At 72.3% G+C, this 19,197-nt stretch carries 19 protein-coding genes; 4 read left to right on the forward strand and 15 right to left on the reverse strand.

All coding sequences use genetic code 11. The features are described from left to right. Positions 1–215: 215 nt before the first annotated feature. From ACF1G2_RS16020 to ACF1G2_RS16030, 3 genes are read right to left on the reverse strand one after another with little or no spacing between them, the layout of a single operon-like run. The gene (locus ACF1G2_RS16020) at positions 216–1,109 is read right to left on the reverse strand and encodes an N-acetylneuraminate synthase family protein (protein WP_391798844.1); all 894 of its coding nucleotides are present in this window, start codon (positions 1,107–1,109) and stop codon (positions 216–218) included. Between the two features lie 14 nt (positions 1,110–1,123). Beyond that, positions 1,124–2,329 carry a cytidylyltransferase domain-containing protein gene (locus ACF1G2_RS16025; RefSeq protein ID WP_391798845.1) on the reverse strand — a complete coding sequence of 402 codons (1,206 nt, stop codon included), beginning with the start codon at positions 2,327–2,329 and terminating at the stop codon, positions 1,124–1,126. After that, on the reverse strand, positions 2,329–3,627 hold the full coding sequence (locus tag ACF1G2_RS16030) for a DUF6716 putative glycosyltransferase (RefSeq protein WP_391798846.1): 1,299 nt from the start codon (positions 3,625–3,627) through the stop codon (positions 2,329–2,331). The genes ACF1G2_RS16025 and ACF1G2_RS16030 overlap by 1 nt, the downstream gene beginning before the upstream one ends. A gap of 187 nt (positions 3,628–3,814) precedes the next feature. Between ACF1G2_RS16030 and ACF1G2_RS16035 the strand changes: the two genes are divergently transcribed. Both ACF1G2_RS16035 and ACF1G2_RS16040 read left to right on the forward strand, forming a co-directional pair. Continuing rightward, complete coding sequence (locus ACF1G2_RS16035) at positions 3,815–4,807, forward strand: glycosyltransferase family 2 protein (RefSeq protein WP_391798847.1); 993 nt, start codon at positions 3,815–3,817, stop codon at positions 4,805–4,807. Further along, positions 4,804–6,117 carry an alpha-2,8-polysialyltransferase family protein gene (locus ACF1G2_RS16040; protein ID WP_391798848.1) on the forward strand — a complete coding sequence of 438 codons (1,314 nt, stop codon included), beginning with the start codon at positions 4,804–4,806 and terminating at the stop codon, positions 6,115–6,117. Before ACF1G2_RS16035 ends, ACF1G2_RS16040 begins: the two co-directional genes overlap by 4 nt. A gap of 111 nt (positions 6,118–6,228) precedes the next feature. Here ACF1G2_RS16040 and ACF1G2_RS16045 read toward each other — a convergent pair whose 3' ends face one another. From ACF1G2_RS16045 to ACF1G2_RS16055, 3 genes are all read right to left on the reverse strand, one after another. Beyond that, positions 6,229–7,053, reverse strand: coding sequence for a MerR family transcriptional regulator (locus tag ACF1G2_RS16045; protein WP_391798849.1), 825 nt, complete (start codon positions 7,051–7,053; stop codon positions 6,229–6,231). Between the two features lie 37 nt (positions 7,054–7,090). Beyond that, the gene (gene leuE / locus ACF1G2_RS16050; RefSeq protein WP_391798850.1) at positions 7,091–7,747 is read right to left on the reverse strand and encodes a leucine efflux protein LeuE; all 657 of its coding nucleotides are present in this window, start codon (positions 7,745–7,747) and stop codon (positions 7,091–7,093) included. A 120-nt stretch (positions 7,748–7,867) separates the two neighbouring features. Continuing rightward, positions 7,868–9,448: a methylmalonyl-CoA mutase gene (locus tag ACF1G2_RS16055; protein ID WP_391798851.1), complete on the reverse strand. Its 1,581-nt coding sequence runs from the start codon at positions 9,446–9,448 to the stop codon at positions 7,868–7,870. A gap of 168 nt (positions 9,449–9,616) precedes the next feature. On the opposite strand from ACF1G2_RS16055, the gene ACF1G2_RS16060 reads away from it, so the two are divergent. Continuing rightward, on the forward strand, positions 9,617–10,462 hold the full coding sequence (locus ACF1G2_RS16060; protein ID WP_391798852.1) for a L,D-transpeptidase family protein: 846 nt from the start codon (positions 9,617–9,619) through the stop codon (positions 10,460–10,462). A gap of 162 nt (positions 10,463–10,624) precedes the next feature. On the opposite strand, the gene ACF1G2_RS16065 is transcribed toward ACF1G2_RS16060, so the two are convergent. The 6 genes from ACF1G2_RS16065 to ACF1G2_RS16090 all read right to left on the reverse strand — a co-directional run bounded on the left by ACF1G2_RS16065 (position 10,625) and on the right by ACF1G2_RS16090 (position 15,176). Then, positions 10,625–11,758, reverse strand: a complete 1,134-nt coding sequence (locus tag ACF1G2_RS16065; RefSeq protein WP_391798853.1) for a hypothetical protein — start codon at positions 11,756–11,758, stop codon at positions 10,625–10,627. Continuing rightward, positions 11,758–12,423, reverse strand: a complete 666-nt coding sequence (locus tag ACF1G2_RS16070; RefSeq protein WP_391798854.1) for an RNA polymerase sigma factor — start codon at positions 12,421–12,423, stop codon at positions 11,758–11,760. The genes ACF1G2_RS16065 and ACF1G2_RS16070 overlap by 1 nt, the downstream gene beginning before the upstream one ends. 272 nt (positions 12,424–12,695) lie before the next feature. Continuing rightward, complete coding sequence (locus ACF1G2_RS16075) at positions 12,696–13,292, reverse strand: hypothetical protein (RefSeq protein WP_391798855.1); 597 nt, start codon at positions 13,290–13,292, stop codon at positions 12,696–12,698. Beyond that, positions 13,289–13,867: an RNA polymerase sigma factor gene (locus ACF1G2_RS16080; protein ID WP_391798856.1), complete on the reverse strand. Its 579-nt coding sequence runs from the start codon at positions 13,865–13,867 to the stop codon at positions 13,289–13,291. Before ACF1G2_RS16080 ends, ACF1G2_RS16075 begins: the two co-directional genes overlap by 4 nt. 116 nt (positions 13,868–13,983) lie before the next feature. Continuing rightward, positions 13,984–14,427 carry a hypothetical protein gene (locus ACF1G2_RS16085; RefSeq protein WP_391798857.1) on the reverse strand — a complete coding sequence of 148 codons (444 nt, stop codon included), beginning with the start codon at positions 14,425–14,427 and terminating at the stop codon, positions 13,984–13,986. A gap of 56 nt (positions 14,428–14,483) precedes the next feature. After that, entirely contained in the window at positions 14,484–15,176 is a 693-nt protein-coding gene (locus ACF1G2_RS16090; RefSeq protein WP_391798858.1) for a hypothetical protein, read from the reverse strand. Between the two features lie 75 nt (positions 15,177–15,251). Between ACF1G2_RS16090 and ACF1G2_RS16095 the strand changes: the two genes are divergently transcribed. Further along, positions 15,252–15,986: a Clp protease N-terminal domain-containing protein gene (locus ACF1G2_RS16095; RefSeq protein ID WP_391798859.1), complete on the forward strand. Its 735-nt coding sequence runs from the start codon at positions 15,252–15,254 to the stop codon at positions 15,984–15,986. 70 nt (positions 15,987–16,056) lie between these two features. Here ACF1G2_RS16095 and ACF1G2_RS16100 read toward each other — a convergent pair whose 3' ends face one another. From ACF1G2_RS16100 to ACF1G2_RS16110, 3 genes are all read right to left on the reverse strand, one after another. After that, entirely contained in the window at positions 16,057–16,608 is a 552-nt protein-coding gene (locus ACF1G2_RS16100) for a hypothetical protein (RefSeq protein WP_391798860.1), read from the reverse strand. Positions 16,609–16,666: 58 nt separating this feature from the next. Beyond that, positions 16,667–17,317, reverse strand: a complete 651-nt coding sequence (locus ACF1G2_RS16105; RefSeq protein ID WP_391798861.1) for a DUF4328 domain-containing protein — start codon at positions 17,315–17,317, stop codon at positions 16,667–16,669. A 96-nt stretch (positions 17,318–17,413) separates the two neighbouring features. Beyond that, complete coding sequence (locus ACF1G2_RS16110) at positions 17,414–19,027, reverse strand: glycoside hydrolase family 20 protein (protein WP_391798862.1); 1,614 nt, start codon at positions 19,025–19,027, stop codon at positions 17,414–17,416. Positions 19,028–19,197: the final 170 nt, after the last annotated feature.

Below are 19,197 nucleotides of genomic sequence, written 5' to 3' on the forward strand. Positions count from 1 at the left end.
GCCGTCGTCGGCCTGACCCACGACGGCACCGGCGAGCGCGCCGGCGGCCGAGGAGCCCTGCCCGTCACGGGGCGGGGCGTCGTGGGAGGGCGCGTGTATCGCCGCCCCCCGGCCGTCGGGGGCGGTCGTGCCCCCGACGGCGAGGGACTGGGCGTGTGCCCACTCCAGGACGTTCAGAAGCTGGACCGGGCTCTCGACGAACGCCAGCTGGCCGGTCATGCGGCGACAGACCCCTGGACCCGGCGGAGCTTCTTCATCGGGCCGAGCTCCGACTCGTAGACCTTCTTGATGCCGTCACCGAGCGCGGTCTCGATCGTGCGGATGTCGCGGACCAGACGCTGCAGGCCCTGCGGCTCGACCGAGGCGGCCTGGTCGGAGCCCCACATGGCGCGGTCGAGGGTGATGTGACGCTCGACGAACGTGGCGCCGAGGGCGACGGCGGCCAGGGTGGTCTGGAGGCCCGTCTCGTGGCCGGAGTAGCCGATCGGGACGTTCGGGTACTCCTCCTTCAGCGTGTTGATCACGTTGAGGTTGAGCTCCTCGGCCTTGGCCGGGTACGTGGACGTGGCGTGGCAGAGCAGGATGTTGTCGCTGCCCAGGACCTCGACCGCGTGACGGATCTGCTTCGGCGTCGACATGCCGGTCGAGAGAATGACCGTACGGCCGGTGGCGCGCAGCGAGCGGAGCAGCTCGTCGTCCGTGAGGGAGGCGGAGGCGACCTTGTGCGCCGGGACGTCGAACTTCTCCAGGAAGGTGACGGCCTCGGTGTCCCACGGGGAGGCGAACCAGTCGATGCCGCGCTTCTTGCAGTGCTCGTCGATGGCGCGGTACTCGTCCTCGCCGAACTCCACGCGGTGGCGGTAGTCGATGTAGGTCATGCGGCCCCAGGGGGTGTCCCGCTCGATGTCCCACTGGTCGCGCGGGGTGCAGATCTCGGGCGTGCGCTTCTGGAACTTCACGGCGTCGCAGCCGGCATCGGCGGCCACGTCGATGAGCGCGATCGCGTTCTCCAGGTCGCCGTTGTGGTTGATGCCGATCTCACCGGTGACGTAGACGGGCTGGCCGGGGCCCGCGGTCTTGCTGCCGAACGTGCGGAGACGGTTGCTCATGGTTCTGGTGTTCCTTAGGAGTTGGGGGTGTGGAGCTCGGGTCCGAGAAGCCAGGCCGCGATCTCGCGGACGGCTCCGGAGCCACCGGGGGTGAGGGTCACCGCACGGGCGGCGGCCCGTACGGAGTCGTGCGCGCTCGCCACCGCGACGGGCCAGCCGACGAGGTGGAAGCACGGGAGGTCGTTGACGTCGTTGCCGGCGTAGAGGACGCGCTGCGGGTCGATGCCCTGTTCCTCGCACCACTGCTTGAGGGCGAGGTCCTTGCGGTCGATGCCGTGCAGGACGGGGATCTTCAGCTTGCGGGCGCGGGCGGCGACGACGGCGTTCTGCTCGGTCGAGAGGATCAGGACCGGCATGCCCGCGCGGCGCAGGGCCGCGATGCCGAGGCCGTCGCCCCGGTGCGCGGAGACGAACTCGTGCCCCTCGGAGTCGAGATGGACCCGGTCGTCGGTCTGCGTGCCGTCGAAGTCGAGGACCACGGCGTCGACGTCCTCGAAGCCGGGGGTGATGGGGGTGTCGAGCAGCGGCGCGAGCGCCCGGGCGCGGGCCAGGTCGTGCGGGTCGTCGATCTCCAGGACCCTGGCGGGGTCGGTGACGACGAGCGCGGTGTGGCCGAAGAAGCGGTGCTTGTGGGTACGGAAGCCCTCGGCGGCCATCGCGTAGACGGCGCCGGTCTCCAGGTACTCGGCCTCGCGGTCCTGCCGGCGGGGACGGTGCGCCTTGTCGTGGTTGACGCCGTAGGCACCGGAGCCCTCCCCGCCGGTCCCGGCCTCGGAGGTCTCCCGCCAGAGGAAGCCGTGGGTCGGGGCGGCCGTGAAGGCCGTGTCCGCACCGCCCTCGACGATCCGCTCGACGGTCCCGTTGACCTCGGCCGCCGTGATGAAGGGGCTCGTGCACTGGACGAGGAGGATCACGTCGGCGCGGCGCCCGCTCGTCGCCTCGAAGGCGTCCATCGCGTGCAGGACCGCCGACTCGCTGGTGGCCGTGTCGCCGGCGATCGACGCCGGGCGGTGGATCGCCTCCGCGCCGGCCGCACGGGCGGCCGAGGCGATCGCCGCGTCGTCCGTGGAGACGACGACATCGGTCACCAGAGGGGCGCCGAGGCAGGCGCGGACCGCGCGGGAGACCAGCGGGACGCCCGCGACCGGGGCGAGGTTCTTGGCGGGGACGCCTTTGGAACCGCCCCGCGCCGGGATGACGGCAAGCACGGTCGTGGTCATCAGAGTTCTCCAAGACGGCGGATGACGGGGGCCACGCGCTGGACGCCGTGGCGGTACGCGCCCCGCGCCGCCTCCCGGACGATCCGGCGCAGCCCGCTGTCGCGGGTCGCCGGCGCCGTCACGTCGAGGCGGTGGCGGGCGAGGATCCCGGGCAGGTACCCCGGGGCCGTCTCCGTCGTGTAGTAGGGGGTGATCGGGGGCAGCGGCGGCCCGTCGAGCAGTTCGGCGACCCGCGCGCGGGCGGCGTCGAAGGCCTTCTCGTAGCCGCCTCCCCCTACGCCTTGCGGAGTGGGGGGACCCCCAGCGGCGACGCCCTGGCGGGCGAGCCACTCCTCGTCCGGCTTCGGGCGGACGTCCGCGTCGAGCCGGTCGAAGGAGGTCAGCAGCCCCGATCCGATGAAGTGGTGGTTGCCGAGGACCTCGCGCACGCCCATGTCGGTGAGGATCGCCGTGGGGATCCGCCGGTGCAGCGCTTCGAGCGCGGCCGTCGAGGAGACGGTGACCAGCAGGTCGGTGCGGTCCAGCACCTCGCCCATGTGCCCGTACACCAGACGGAAGTTGGGCGGGGTGTCCAGGTCGCGCACCAGCTTCTGGTACGGCAGCTCCTCCAGGTGCGTCGTGTGCTCGCCCGGCTTGGAGCGGAGCTTGAGCAGCACCTCCCGCGCCGGATGCAGCCGGGCGTGCTCGACGAGCCTGCGGAGCAGGTAGGCGCGGTCGGCACGGGTGACCGGCACGGACGGCTGGGCGGCGAAGACGAGGGTGTCCCGGCCCGGTTCGGAGGCGTAGGGCGCACCGCCGAGGAACGGCAGTGCCGCCTCCACCACCGAGGAGGCGTCGGCGCCCACTCCTTCGTACACGGCACGGAAACGCTCCGCGTCATGACGGGAGTTGGCGAGGACGACGTCCGCGCCGTGACGCAGCAGGAGACCGTCGGCGAGCTTCTCGTAGACGACTCCGACATAGCCGGTGACGATCACCGGGCGGCGCTCGAGGCCCAGGTCGGCGATCCCCTGGAGGACCGCGCGGACCGTGCCGCCGACGAGCGAGAGGACGACGAGGTCGTACTCCCCGTCCCGTACCTCACGAAGGAACTCCGCGCCCGTCACCTCGCGCGGGGGTGTGGTGGAGACCCCGGTCTCGGCGAGCTGTCGCGCGGTGGGGGTCGCCCGGCCGCGCAGGACGAAACCGGTGGGTTCGGCAGCCGTGATGCGGCGCGCGGTGAGGGCGCCCCATTTCCACCGGGTGTCGGAGTCGGCGAGTACGGCGACACGTACTCGTTCATGGGTACTTGCTGGCACGTCGAGGACGCTAGAGACGCATTTCGTGTGCTGGCCCAACTGAGCCACAACAAACGGTGAACAGAGCCTCTCCGCACGCTGAAAACGGCCGGGATCGGGGGCGGTTAAGCCCCCCGCCTCTTCGTGTTCACCGAACATCCCTCTGCCGGTCAGAACGAATGCCGGGGCGGCGCCTAGCGTCGGCCGGGTGGTCAAGCTCTCCGTCGTCGTGCCGTTCTACAACGTGCAGACATACGCCCCAGACACCCTGACAAGCCTGCGCGCGAACGCCCGCGAGGACTTCGAGTTCCTTCTCGTCGACGACTGCTCGACGGACGGGACGCCGGAGATCCTCGAACGGGCCGCGCGCGACATCCCGGGGGCCGTTCTGCTCCGCCACGAGAGGAACGAGGGTCTCGCCACCGCGCGCAACACCGGACTCGACGCCGCCCGAGGGCGCTACCTCGCGTTCCTCGACGGCGACGACTGGCTCGCCCCGGGACACCTGTCCCGGCTGGTCACGGCCATGGACGAGCTGGACTGCGACTTCCTCCGCACCGACCACGTGGTGAACACCGACCGGAGCCGGTCCGTGCGCCGCGCCCCGATCGCCCGGCGGAACGAGCTGCTGCGCCCCAGGGACGCGATCCTGCCGGCCCACCGGACGACCTCGGTCGACTATCCGTACGCCTGGGCGGGGATGTACCACCGGCGGCTGCTCGACCGCGGGCTGCTCCGCTTCACCCCGGGCCTGCGGACGGCGGAGGACCGGCCGTGGATCTGGAAGCTGCACCGCGAGGCCGACTCCTTCGCCGCGGTGAGCACACTGGGAATCTTCTACCGGCGCGGTGTCTCCACCTCGCTCACGCAGATCGGCGATATCCGCCAACTCGATTTCATCCGGGCCTTCGACCAGGTGATCGAAGAAACGGCCGACGACGTGGATGCGGACCGGCTTCTTCCGAAAGCCGTCCGTACCTATTGCGCGCTCATTTCGCACCACGTCTCCTCCATTGAACGATTCGAACCGGCGGTGGCGAAGAAATTGCGCTCGATGAGTGCGGGTGCGCTGCGGCGCATGCCGCAGGACGTGCTCGACGAGGCGCTGTCCTCGATGGACGAGAAGCGGGCCGGCGTCCTGCGCAAGCTGCGCCGGCGCCGCGCGGCCTCCCTCAACCAGGGCGCGGGGGCCGCCGCGTGAGGACCACCCAGATCTTCTACGCCTCCACCCTGTACGGCGCGACGACGCTGGCCGCCGCCCTGGACAGCGGCTGCTTCGGCCCGGCCGACCGGCGGCTCCTGCTCGTCGGCAACAACGCGGCGGTGCCGGAGACCACCCCGGCCCTCGACGAGATGCCCGGATTCGAGCGGCTGCGCGGCCGCTTCGACGCGGTGCTGTCCTGGAACGAGGCCATCTCGCCGCTCCACCCGGCCGGCTGGTCGCCCCGCGGGGACGACGTACCGATGCTCGAACGTCATCTGCGGCGGCTGTGGGACCTCGGCGACGACCGGATCGAGATCGCCCTGGAGTCGGTGCAGGTGGCGCCGGCGCTGACGATCGCCCGGCTGTTCCCGGAGGCGCGGCTCGACGTGTACGCCGACGGGCTGATGAGCTACGGCCCGACCCGCAACAAGATCGACCCGCTGGTCGGCGACCGGGTGCGGCGGCTGCTCCACCTGGACCTGGTGCCGGGGCTCGCGCCCCTGCTGCTGGGTGAGTTCGGCCCCGTGTCCGAGGTGGTCCCGACGGAGGCCTTCACCAAGGTGGTCGCCGAACTGGCGGACACGGCCGGCCCCGCCGCCGGGGAAGAGGGCCCGGCGCTGCTGCTCGGCCAGTACCTCGCGGCGCTCTCACTGCTCACCCCGGCCGAGGAGGAGGAGCTGCACGTACGCATGGTGCGCGGCGCGATCGCGCGCGGCCACCGGCGGCTCGTCTTCAAGCCGCACCCCACGGCGCCGGACGCCTGGACCCGGCGGCTGGCACGGGAGGCGGAGGCACTGGGCGCCGAACTCACCGTCCTCGACCGGCCGGTGCTCGCCGAGGTGGTGTACCGCGAGCAGCGTCCCGCGCTGGTGGTGGGCTGCTTCTCGACGGCCCTGATGACGGCGCACGCCTTCTACGGGATCCCGGTGGCCCGGGTCGGCACGCGGACGCTCCTGGAGAGGCTGACCCCGTTCCAGAACAGCAACCGCATCCCGGCGACCCTGGTGGACGCGCTCGTCCCCGACCTGGAGGACGACACCGCGCCGGCCACGGCCTGGGACGCGGAGGCCCTCGCGGGACTGGTCGCGGCGGTCGGCTTCGCGATGCAGCCCAAGATCCGTCCGGAACTGCGGGGCTCGGCGGTACGGCATCTGGCGGGTCCGCTCGCGGAGGGGACGCGGCACTACTTCAAGCGCCGCCGCCTCACCGTCCTGGGCCTCCCGGGCGGCATCCCGGTGCCCCGCCATCCCAAGGTGCGCCGCCTCGCCCGCCGCGCCCTGAAACTGAAGCGGGCGCTGGCGAAGTGAGAAGGGGGCCCGCCCGGACGCGTGTCCGGGCGGGCCCCCTTCTCTGTCGGTCGCCGCCGGTCGCAGCCGTTCTCCGCCGGTCGCAGCCGTTCTCCGTCGGTCGCTGCCGCGTCAGGCGCGGGTGACCGGCTCCTGGAGTTCCGTCACCCACTTCGTACGGTCGTCCGGGCATTCCAGGTACAGCTCGCGGGAGTAGCCGGTCGAGCGGTAGCCGTTGGCGTCGATCCAGGTGGCCAGGGTCTGGACCGTGGGCAGGAGGTCCTCCATCGGACCCCGGTGGACGACCGTCGCCGCCTCGTCCAGGCCGGGCAGCACGACGACGTCGACGCCCGCCACCTCCTCGGTGCCCGCGGGGAGCGTCATCCCCGCGTGGACGACGACCGAGCCGTCGCCCCGCCCCGCGTCCTCGTAGTACGCGATCCCGGGGCCGAACCCCGTGACGCCCGCCGCCTCCAGGCGCGCGCACAGCGTCTCGTACAGCGGCTGGATGACCGGGCCGATCTGGCCGGGACCGAAGCCTCCTGCCACACCGCTCAGCTCGGCGAGCCGTACCGGCGGAATGCTCTTGATCACGACGTCCTGCGTGGGCATGTGCCCCTCGCTCTCGATGGCTCGGAGCCGCGCGCCGACCTGGGCCAGCCGACCCGCCGCCTCCGCCAGGGCCGTCTCCAGCTCTGCCTGGCGCAGCCGCAGCATGCCGCGCAGCTCCTCCGCGCCGACCTGCTCGTCGAGGATCGACCCCACCTGTTCGAGGGTGAAGCCGAGCTCCTTGAGCGCGATGACGCGGTTGAGGCGGGCGAGCTGGTCCGCCTGGTAGAAGCGGTAGCCGCTGTGCGGGTCGACGTGGGCCGGGCGCAGCAGTCCGATGGCGTCGTAGTGGCGCAGCATGCGGACCGACACCCGCCCGTGCCGGGCGAAGTCTCCGATGGTGAACATGACGACTCCTACGACACGGCCTCACACGGTGTGAGGGTCAAGCGGCGCTGCTGAGGGAGAGCTTCGCGGCGAAGCCGAGGAAGAGCGCGCCCGCGGCGGACGTCGCACCGGCCGAGAGCCGCCGACGGCGCCGGAACGCGGTGGCGAGCCGGGTCCCGCCGAATATCAGCATCGTCAGGTAGAGGAGGCTGCCGATCTCCAGCAGCGTGCCGAGCACCAGGAAGGAGAGGGCCGGGTAGGCGTACGCGGGGTCCACGAACTGCACGAAGAAGGAGATGAGGAAGAGGATCGCCTTCGGGTTGAAGAGGCTGATGATCAGCGCCCTTCGGTACGGGTTCTCCCCCGGCGCCGCGTGGGCGTGCTCGCTCTCCTCGACCGCGGCCTCCCCGCGCGAGCGCCACATCTCCCAGGCCGAGCGCATCATCCCGTACGCCATCCACGCCAGATAGCCCGCGCCCGCGTACTTCACGATCATGAAGAGCAGCGGCGTGGTCTGGAGCAGCGAGGCCGCGCCGAGTGCGGCCAGCGTCATCAGGATCGCGTCGCCGGTGAAGACGCCGGCGGCGGCCTGGTACCCGGTCCGGGTGCCCTTGCGGGCGGCGACGGACAGCACGTAGAGCGAGTTCGGCCCCGGCAGAAGGATGATGAGGACGAGGCCCACGAGATAGGTCGGAAGATCGGTGACACCCAGCATGGACGGAGTGTCGCACGGGGGTACGACACTCCGCGCGGGTGTTTCGTATCGCGGAAGATCAGGGGCTGTGGGGGTTCGAAACACGCGGTGACCAGGCGCGCGGGGCTCAGGACGCGCGGATCAGAACGCGTCCGCCGGGACGTGCGTACCCCAGATGTCGCGGAGTGCGTTGCAGACCTCGCCGACCGTGGCCCGTGCCCGGAGCGCGTCCTTCATCGGGTAGAGCACGTTGTCCGTGCCCTCCGCCGCCTTCCGCAGCCCGGCCAGCGCCGCGTCCACCGCCGCCTGGTCCCGCTCCGCACGCAGCCTGGCCAGCCGCTCCGCCTGCTGCGCCTCGATCGCCGGATCCACCCGCAACGGCTCGTACGGCTCCTCCACCTCCATCGTGAACCGGTTCACCCCCACCACCACCCGCTCACCGCTGTCGGTCTCCTGCGCGATCCGATATGCCGACCGCTCGATCTCCCCTTTCTGAAAACCGCGCTCGATCGCACTCACCGCGCCGCCCAGGTCCTCGACCTTCCGCATCAGCTCCAGCGCCGCCGCCTCCACGTCGTCCGTCAGCCTCTCCACGACGTACGACCCGGCGAACGGGTCCACCGTCGCGGTGACGTCCGTCTCGTAGGCGAGGACCTGCTGCGTCCGCAGCGCGAGCCGCGCCGACTTGTCCGTCGGCAGCGCGATCGCCTCGTCGAAGGAGTTCGTGTGCAACGACTGCGTACCGCCGAGGACGGCCGCCAGGCCCTGTACGGCGACCCGGACCAGGTTCACCTCGGGCTGCTGGGCGGTGAGCTGCACCCCGGCGGTCTGGGTGTGGAAACGCAGCATCGCCGACTTGGGGTTCCGGGCACCGAACTCCTCCCGCATCACCCGCGCCCAGATCCGCCGCGCCGCCCGGAACTTCGCCACCTCCTCCAGAATCGTCGTCCGCGCGACGAAGAAGAACGAAAGGCGTGGCGCGAAGTCGTCGACATCCATGCCGGCGGCCACCGCCGTGCGGACGTACTCGATACCGTCCGCGAGCGTGAACGCGATCTCCTGCGCGGGCGACGCACCCGCCTCCGCCATGTGGTAGCCCGAGATCGAGATCGTGTTCCACCGCGGAATCTCCGACCCGCAGTACTTGAAGATGTCTGCGATCAGACGCAGCGAAGGCTTCGGCGGGAAGATGTAGGTGCCCCGGGCGATGTACTCCTTCAGCACATCGTTCTGGATCGTGCCCGTCAGCTCCCCCGCCGGCACCCCCTGCTCCTCCCCCACCAGCTGGTACAGAAGCAGCAGGAGCGCGGCCGGGGCGTTGATCGTCATCGACGTCGACACCTGGTCCAGCGGAATCCCGTCGAACAGCACCCGCATGTCGTCGATCGAATCGACCGCGACGCCCACCTTCCCGACCTCGCCGTGCGCGATCGGGGCATCGGAGTCATGACCCATCTGCGTCGGCAGATCGAACGCCACCGACAGACCCGTCGTACCGTTCGCGATCAACTGCTTGTACCGGGCGTTCGACTCCACCGCCGTACCGAAGCCCGCGTACTGCCGCATCGTCCACGGGCGACCCGTGTACATCGACGGATACACACCCCGCGTGAACGGATACGCACCCGGCTCACCCAGCTTCTCCGCCGGATCCCACCCCTCCAACGCACCCGGCCCGTACACCGGCTCGATCGGCAGCCCCGACTCCGACTCGCGCGCCATCTGATGTGCCTCCCGATCGAACCCCGTCCGCTGGGACCTCCTCACCAGGATGCTCCGCAGATGCGCCGGGTGCGCAACCAAGCGCGCGCGGGAAGCATCCAATAGGTACACAGACCGAATCCCGGGGGGGCACCGATGCGCCGTTCGTCCGTCATACGCAGAGCACTCATGGCCGCGGCCGTGGTGGCGATCGCCACCGGCTGTACGGCCCAGGCGGCGGGCGGTGGCAGCACGCCCGCGACGAGCGGGCCGTCGAGCTCCTCCTCGGCCGCGCCCACCACCCCGGCGCCGGCCTCGGACTCCCCGAGCGCCACGCCGACGACGGACGACAAGCCGTCCTCCCCCACGCCCAGCTCCACCCCCACCTCCGCCCAGCCCGTCGGCAAGGTCCTGATGAAGGACGGCGACGAGAACAAGCAGGTGCGGGAGCTTCAGGCGCGGCTGCGGCAGATCGGCTACTTCGACCGCGCGCCCACCGGCTTCTACGGCTCGATCACCGGCAAGGGTGTCTCGGCCTTCCAGAAGAAGCGGGAGCTGCCGCAGACCGGTTCGGTGGACGAGGTCACCTGGGAGCGGCTGGTCGGGATGACCCGCAAGCCGACCTCCGACGAGCTGAAGCCGTCCACGTCCAACGCCCTGGACACACCGGACCCGCGCTGCATGACCGGGCGCGTGCTCTGCATCAGCAAGGAGACCCGCACGCTGGCCTGGATGATCGACGGCAAGGTCGTCTCGTCGATGGACGTCCGCTTCGGTTCGGAGAACACCCCGACCCGCGAGGGCGTCTTCAACGTCGACCGCAAGGTCCGCAACGACTGGTCGAAGCTCTACCACACGCCGATGCCGTACTCGATGTACTTCAGCCGCGGCCAGGCGGTGCACTACTCGGCGGACTTCGCTGCCCGCGGCTACAACGGCGGCTCGCACGGCTGCGTGAACGTCAGGGACCGGGCGAAGCTCGCGACCCTCTTCGACCAGGTGAAGGTCGGCGACAAGGTCGTCGTGCACTGGTAGGCACCGGAAGCGGGGCGAAGTGAGAGAGGCGCGGGTGGGACCGGGGGAACGTGTCCCACCCGCGCCGGGTGCGCGGAGCCGGAGGTACGGGGGGAACCTCGGCTCACGCGCGGCCGATGACCAGTCGGCTCACTCAGTACTGCGCCGACGGGCCGAAAAGTGTCACACCTGGTTCGTCACGAGGTTGCCGACCAGCACCGGGACGAGGTTTCCGATGCGGTCCGGGGCGTCCGTGACCGGTCGCGGGGCCAGGGTCCGGGCCGGCACCGGGGCGCGGAGGTCGATGCGGTCCGGGCTTGGCGCGGACCCCTTGGCGTGACCGGTGCCCGAGTCGGAGGTACGGGAGTTCCCGCCACCGCCCCAGTCGTCGGTGCGCTCGGCGGAACCCGCTCGTTCGCCCTCGCCGGACGGGTCGTCGTCGCCCCCGCCCCCGTCGCCGCCGGCCGAGCCGCCGCCGAGGACACGGTCACAGAAGCGCCGTACGGTCTCGCCGCCTCGCGCGGACTTCTCCAGCCGCCTCTTGGCGGTGTCGTCGAGGCGGCCGGCCCGGTACTCCTTGCAGGCGTCGACGATCTTGGCGCCGAAGTTCGCGCCGTCCTTCTCCGACGGGCCGCCCGTGCTGTTCTCCGGCTTCGGGGTGGCGTCGTCCCCGCCGCCCCCGCCGCCCGCTCCGCCGCTTCCGGCCGTGGCCGGAGGGGCGGGCGTCGACGTGGCGGTGTCCGGCGTGGCGCCGTCCACGGTGGGGGGCGAGGGCGTACCCGTGGTGACGCCGGGCTCCGCGGAGCCCGATGACTCCGGGACGTCCGGGCGCTCCGCGGAGTCGTCCGAGGCGATCGGCGCCGGCGTGTCCACCGCCGACACGGAACCGGCGGGAGCCGGGCGGTCCGCGGTGAAGGGCAACAGGCCCGTGCCGGAGGCGACGGCCACCCCGCCGACCGCCACGGCGGCGACCGCGGCGGCCAGCCCGTACCGCAGCGAGCGGCCCCAGCGCCGGGCGGCGGGCGACCGGCCGATCCGTACCGCGCCGAGCTCGGCGCCGGTGGGGGCGAAGCCCGACGGGGCCGCGGCGAGGCCGCGCTCGGCCCTGGCCTTCCGGAAGGCCGCCAGGGCGGCGGCCTCCCCGGGGAGTTCTGTCTGTGCCATCGGGGCGAGGGGGGACGGGCGGGCCGCCGCGAGGGCCTGGGCCAGCCTCATCGCCTCGGCGCGCGCGTGATCGTCGACGGCGTCGACCGGCTCACCGCGCAGCAACCGCTCCGCGGCGTCCTGGTCGAGCCAGGGGTGGTACTCGTCGGCCATCACATGTCCTTCTGCGTCCGCGGGCGCGATTGCGTCACACCACCGGGGGCCGGAGCCCCCGGTCTGCGACCGCGCTGCGGGGGTACGCCGCCGAGGGAGGCCTGGCTGCCGTCGCCGTCGGCGCCGAGGAGTTCGGCGAGCCGCTTGAGGCCGCGGTGCGCGGCGGTGCGGACCGCGCCGGGGCGCTTGCCCAGGGTGTCGGCGGCGCTCTTGGCGTCCAGGCCGACCACGACCCGCAGCACGACGGCCTCGGCCTGGTCCTGCGGAAGTTGGGCGATCAGGTGCATGGTATCGCCGGTGGTGAGTGCTTCCAGTGCCTCGTCCGCGGTGTCGGAGTCGGCGGGCTTGTCGGTGAGTTCGGTCTCGTCGCCACTGCTCGCGGGGCGCCTGCCCCGCATCCGGATGTGGTCGAGCGCCCGGTTGCGGGCGATACGGGCCGCCCAGCCGCGGAACCGGTCGGCGTCCCCGCTGAAACGGTCGAGATCGCGGGCTATCTGGAGCCAGGACTCGGAGGCGACGTCCTCCGCGTCGGCGTCGCCGACGAGTGAGCGCAGATAGCCGAAAAGCCGTGGGTGCACGGCGCGGTACACAGTACGGAAGGCGTCTTCGTCCCCGTTCTGCGCAGCGAGCAGCGCGGCCGTCAGCTCCGCGTCCTCCCCCAGCACTCCACACCCTGTTCGTCCATCACGGCTGGTCACCACCGCCGCACCATCCGGCACGCATCAGCACGCTACGTCCTCGTCCGGCGCCCCGTCCACGTTCGTCCACTGATTGTGCAACTTGCAACCAACTTGGGACATGGCCGGTGGTGTGACAGAAAACGCTTGTACGGCGCTGAAGGGAGTACGGGGCCGTGCTGCGGCTCCGGCGGACGGCGACCGGGGCCTCTCCTGTGGGGGGTGGCGGCCCCGGTCGTCTTCTTTTCTCCGCCCTGTTCTCAGGGCTTCCGGCCTCTCGGCCTCGGGCCGTTCACGCCGTGGTTCCCGCCCTGGCTCCCGGCCGCCTGCTCGCCGTTGACGTCGCCCGTGCCGTTGCTCTGGCCGGTGCTCCGGCCCTGGAGAGCACCCTTGCCCTTCGTCCGGCCCTTGGCCTTCGAATGCCGGTCCCGTACGTCCCGCGCCTCGCCCGACGACGTGGGCACGGCCGACGCGCCGCGGCGGGCGCCGGGAGCGCCGGGAATCCCGGAGGGCTCGGAGGTCCCGAAGATCTCCGGGGCCTCAGGTGCGGGCGCCGGCGCCGACGGGGCGGGCGGGGCCGGGTCGAGGGTGCCCGACGCGGCCACGGCGACACCGCCGAGCAGCACCGTCGCGGCCACCCCGAAGGCGGTGGTCCGCAGGGAACCGCGCCACCGTCCTCGTACGGGCGCCGGACGCCAGTCGTCCCGACGTCTGGTGCGGCGCGCCACGTTCGCGTCGGCTTCCCGTGCCGCCCGGTAGGCCGCGCGCGCCCGGGCCTCGCCCGTGTCCGCACCGTCCTGTTCGCGCCGCAGCGCCGCGCTCAGCGCGGCGGCGAGCCCGTCCGGTTCGCGTGTCATGTCCCGTCCTTCCGCCGTCGCGGCGGCTCCGCGGCGGCGAGCAGTCCCGCCAGTCTCCTCAACCCCCGGTGACCCGCCGTGCGGACCGCGCCGGGGCGCTTGCCCAGGACGCGGGCCGCCGCCGGCCCGTCCAGGCCGACGACCACTCTCAGCAGCACGGCCTCGGCCTGGTCGCGCGGCAGTGCGCGCACCAGGGCGAGCGCCTCCTGCGTCGACAGCCGCTCCAGGACGGCGTCCGCCGTGTCGAGACCGCCGGGCATCTCCCACACGTCCTGCTCCAGTAAGGAGGTACGGGGCCGTCGCCTCTGCCGGCGCAGATGGTCGAGCGCACGGTGGCGCGCGATCGCCGCGGTCCAGCCGCGGAATCCCGCCCCGTCGCCGCGGAACCGCCCGAGGTCACGGGCGATCTCCAGCCAGGCCTCGGACGCCACGTCCTCGGCGTCCTCGCCGACCAGGCCCCGGACGTAGCCGAGCAGTCCGGGGTGGACGAGACGGTAGGCCCCGGCGAAGGCGTCCTCGTCCCCGCGCTGCGCCCGCTCGACGAGAGTGCCCAGTTCCGCGTCGTACGCGCCCACACGTCCCTCTTCGTACCGACTCGGCACCGGACACCGTGCCCGTGCCCTTCGTGGGGAAGGGCGCGACGCGCCGTCCCCCTTCGTTCAGCGCACGGACCCGCCGAAACGTCACTGGTTCACAGGCAGCGCACAGGCGTCCTGGCCCGCCCGTGGAGCAGCAGATAGAAGCGCTGTACGGATTCCTCCGGGCCTGTCTCGAACCGGTTGACGACCTTTCCGAGCGGGTTCCAGACCCGCCCGTCGGGCATCCGTATCCCGACCGGCTGACGGAAGAACTCCCGCTGCCCCTCGTCGAAGTCCACCCAGCTCGCGCCCGCCCGGCGCACGACGACCTCGCCGGTGTACCCGCCGAGGCCCTGGAGGATGCCGTCGACCCGGCCGCGGTCGGGGTGGTCGCGGCGCAGCCCGTCGACGATCAGGTCGACCAGGCGGAGGCTGGCCACGGAGTAGTCGAGCGGCAGCCGGCTTCTGGCGGTGAGCCGCTCGACGACGTGGGACACGTAGGCGCGCATCCCGTCGGCGGACGGCATGGCCGGCACGTTGTCGGTTTCCCGGTACATGTCCAACCAAGCGACCGATGGGACGCAAGTGTCACTGGTGACGGAGGTGGCGCTGGTCACACCGTCAGATCGGCGGTCGGCTCCCCCTCCGTGCGCGGTGCGCCGAACCAGCGCCAGGACGCGCGCCGTTCGCGCCCGGGGAGGTCACCCCGGCCGGTGGCCCACAGCAGGGTCGGCCAGCGGTCCGTGTCCGCGGGGGCGTCGGGGAAGAGCCGGGTGAGCACCTGGCCGCACAGCCCGGCCGGCGGGTGGAACGGGACACCGAGACCGGTGGCGATGTCGTGCGTGTGGACGAGCGTCTCGACGATGCCCATGGCCGCGAAGCCCTCGGCGTCGGAGCGGCCGAAGCCGTGGTGGGCCCGCCGGTCGGCCGGGGCCGTGCGGACCACGGCGGTCAGCAGCGCGCCGCAGGACTCCAGGACCTGGAGCAGCCCCGTGGTCCCGGCGCGGGGATCGGCGTACGTGACGTTGGCGGGGCCGCCCTCGCGGCGCCGCTCCCAGAGGAAGGGCACCTCGGTGTCGAGCGCCGGGGCGTCGAGGCCGAGCTGGGCGGCGTAGGCGAAGAGGTCGTCGGCGAGGTGCTCGACGGTCTCCCAGCAGCTCCAGGTCAGGGTGCCGGCGGGGCGCTGCCAGGCGTCGGCGGCGGTCGCGGCCGCGGCGCCGCGGAGTGTGGTGAGGGAGAGGCGGACGGCGTGCTGGAGGTCGTCGGCGGTGATGCCGGGTGCGGCGGGGCCGCTCGTCGTCGTCATGGCGATCATCATGACGTGCGTCGAACTGTCAACCGAAGGTTGACACCATCTGACTGTCAACCTAGGGTTGCCACTATGACGAAACCAGTCGGCAAGACCATCCCCGTCCGGCTCGACGACCTCATCGAAGCGATCAAGAAGAGCCACACCGGCGCGCTCGACCAGCTGTCGAACGCGGTGATCGCGGCAGACCATCTCGGCGACGTGGCCGACCATCTGATCGGTCACTTCGTCGACCAGGCCCGCCGCTCCGGCGCCTCCTGGACCGACATCGGCAGGAGCATGGGCGTCACCCGCCAGGCAGCCCAGAAGCGCTTCGTCCCCAAGGACCCGGACGCGGAGAAGATGGACGCGAACGCCGGGTTCAGCCGCTTCACCCCCCGGGCCAGGAACGTGGTGGTGGCCTCCCAGAGCGAGGCCGCGGCCGCGGGCAACGCCGAGATCGGCACCGGTCACGTGGCCCTCGGACTGCTCGCGGAGCCCCAGGGCATCGCGATGCACTGGCTGAACTCACAGGGCGTGTCGGCCGAGGCGCTGCGCGAGGCGGTCACCCCGACGCTGCCGCCGGCGGCCGAGGAGGTGCCCGGGCTCATCCCGTACGACGCGGCGGCGAAGAAGGTCCTGGAGCTGACCTTCCGCGAGGCGCTCCGGCTCGGCCACAACTACGTCGGCACCGAGCACATCCTGCTGGCGCTGCTGGAGTTCGAGGACGGCGAGGGCACCCTCACGGGCCTCGGTCTCGACAAGGCGCAGGCGGAGGCGGACATCGCCGCGGCGCTCGAACTGATCATGGTGAAGCCGTCGGAGTGACGGCGGTTCCGGCCGGGCGCACGGGTCCTTCGCGTCGTACGGGCCCGTGCGCCGCTCCGATCGCCCGGGCTCAGGCCGTGCGGGCGCGGCGGGAGACCACGGCGCGCAGGACGCGGCCGCCCTCCGTGGAGAGTTCGCGGGCCCGGCGCAGACCCGTCGGGCCGTGCGCGACCGACTCGAGGACGGTCTCCTGCCGGCGCAGCTCGCCCGCGAGGAGCGGCCCGGCGCCGGAGCCGTCCCCGGCCCGGCAGCGGGCGATCGACTCGTCGGTGACGTCGGCGGCGTCGTACCGGCCGTGCAGGGCGAGCGCGGTGACGGAGCAACCGGAGGCCCACACCCGCAGCGGCCCGTCGGCCCACTCGGCGGGCGCGGTGCCCAGCATCTCGCGCACGAGCCCGGCCGCCTCGCCCTCCTCCGTACCGGCACCGTCCAGTTCGACGCGGGCCTTGGCGACCGCCTCGCCCCACGCCCCGCCGTCACCACGGGCCACCGCGGCCCAGACGGGCCGCAGCGCCTCGCCGCCGTCGGGTGCGAGCAGCGGCAGACAGCGGTCCAGGCAGGCGAGCCCGGAGGCCGCCAGACTCCGTTCGTCGGCACGGTCGATCAGTTCCAGCAGGCTCATCGGGGCCTCCCGTTGCGGACGCAGCACTTCCCTTACTGCGCCACTTGGCGCGATTACGTCACTGCGCGGCCGGAATCATGCCAGTGGCCTTGTGGTGCTGCATAGAGGTCAAACGCCGGACAAACAGGATCGCGAGGACGGCGGCTACGACGTCCACGACGGCCGCGCCCATGAGGAACCCCGCCCCGGCCGCGAATTCCTCGACCGTGTCCGCGTCGTCGTACACCGCTCCGGCGAACAGGCTGGACAGGTTGGTCAGGATCCAGAAGCACCACCACCAGTTGAGCAGCGCCAAGGACTCGCCCTTGCCACCGCCCTCGCCGTACGGGCCCCGGCGGCTCGCCCGCCACGTGCCGGCCGCGACGGTCCGCGGCCACCAGAGGTTGGCGACCGGGACGAACCACGCTCCGATCGCCCAGCCGGGGCCGCCCCGGTGCACGTCGGGCATGAAAATCCCGGCGTTCTTGCGGACCCGGAAGAACCAGATGATGAAGACGACGGCGAGCGCCAGCTGGCTCAGCGTCTGGAAGACCGTCGCGACGTCGAGCCCCATGTGCGCGAAGCCCGCGGGGTCGGGGTGATCGTTCAGGTCACCGGCCATCAGCAGTCGTACGTCGAGCGCCGCGGCGAAGAGAGCCACGTCGGCCGTGGCAGTCGTCGCGAGCAGCGCCGCCACGGCGTACGACAGGCCTACGGGATTACGGAGCATGACGGAACGGACCCCCCGAGGGTGGACGGCGCCCCTCCCCGAGGCACCGGGGCGGCCCGGTCGGCCACCGCGCTGGGGGAGCGTACTCCCACCGGCTCAGCGCACGTCCGCGGCCAGCGCCCGGAACTGCTCCCACGTCATCGTCGGTGTCCGCGCGTCCCACAGCTTCTGCGCCGTCGCCGTCAGCGGCATCCGGATGCCCTCCGCCACCTGCGCCTGCGTCTGCGCCTGGGACAGGTCGCACCAGACCGCGAACCGGCCGCCCAGGATCTGGGCGTCGTACCGCGCCGGCACGGGGGTCGTGCCGCGCAGCACCCGCGGGGTCCACTGCTCGTAGATGCGGCGGCCCGTGGGGTACGTGAACTGGTTCGGCTCGCCGAGGACGTAGTACAGGAACTCGTCGTTCAGGTTCACGACCTTGCGGCCCTCGGCCAGGTACTCGGCCGGCGGCCGGGCGCCGATCTCCTTGCCGGTCCAGTACTCGACCTCGATGTCCTTGTCGGCCTGGACGACCCCGCCGCGGAAGAAGCCGTCGTTCCAGGCCTTCGCCGTCTTGTCCTCGGAGCGGACCACGGCCGCCCGGTCGTTCAGCCAGCCCTCCGCCAGGTCCTGGACACCCGCCTGGGGGCCGTACTTCTGGCGCGCGGCCGTGGCCAGCTGCGGGTAGGAGGCCGCCGGGGAGGGGACGGTCAGCGCCTGGTACTCGTCCGCGCCGACGTGGAACCAGCCGCCCGGGAACAGCCCGGCGTACTCGCGCAGCAGCTCGTCCACGAGCCGCGCCGAGGCGGGGTTGGAGATGTCGATGGCGCCCTGGCGCGGGACCCCCTGGACGTTGCGCAGCTGAAGGTCCGGGTGGGCGCGCAGGACGGCGCCGAGGTGTCCGGGCGAGTCGATCTCGGGCACGACGGTGATGTGCAGGGTCTGCGCGAGGGCGAGGATCCGGCGCACCTCGGCCTTGGTGAGGTGCTGGGCCGAGACGATCTCGGGGTGGGTGTCCGATTCGATCCGGAAGCCCTGGTCGTCGGAGAAGTGCAGACCGAACTGGTTGAGCTTGAGGTCCGCCATCTCCCGGAGCCGCGCCTCGATCCACTCGGCGGTGAAGAACTTGCGCGCGATGTCGAGGTTCAGGCCGCGCTGCGGCTTGGCGGGCGCGTCGGTGACGGTGCCCTCGGGCATCGCTCCCGATCCGTTCACCGACTGCTTCAGGGTGCGGGTCCCGTAGAACACCCCGGCCTGGTCGGGTCCGGTGATCCTGACCCGGCCGTCACGGGTGGTGAGCGTGTACGACTCGGGGGCGCCCTTGCCGCCGAGGGCCAGCTCGACGTCGCCCGCGCGGGCCGGGACGGCCCCCCGGTACGCGATCTTGAGCTCTCCCGCGAGCAGCCGGCCCTCGTCGGCGAGGCCCTCGCTGCCCGCGGCGACGACGACACCGGCCTGGGGCGTGGGGCGCCAGCCGGGGCCCCTGGCCGCCTCGTGCGCGCGGACGGCGGGGACCGTGAGCGGCGCGGAGGAGAGGGGGTACGTCCGGGTGGGCGTGGGGCTGGGCGGCGGCGTGCTCGCCGGGGCGCTGGTGACCTGCGACGGCGTACCGGCGCCGGAGGTGGGGCCGGACGACGCGCCGTCGGAGCAGGAGGTCACGGTGACCAGTGCCACCGCGGCCGCGAGGAGGGTGGGGCCCGCGTGGGGCCTTCGTATGGCGTACCGCATCATTCGGCATCCTCCCCCAGGAGGTCGCGTGCGGCCATTCGGGGCAGGATCTCGACCCCGGAACGTCACGGACACGTTCCGAAACTCTCCCTTCCGGGTGAAATTCGTGCATCGGTCGGACAGTTCCCGCACCCCCTCGATAACGTTGCGTCACACCCACCCCACCTTTCCCG

The organism is Streptomyces sp. NPDC013457, assembly GCF_043089925.1.
Lineage (GTDB): Bacteria > Actinomycetota > Actinomycetes > Streptomycetales > Streptomycetaceae > Streptomyces.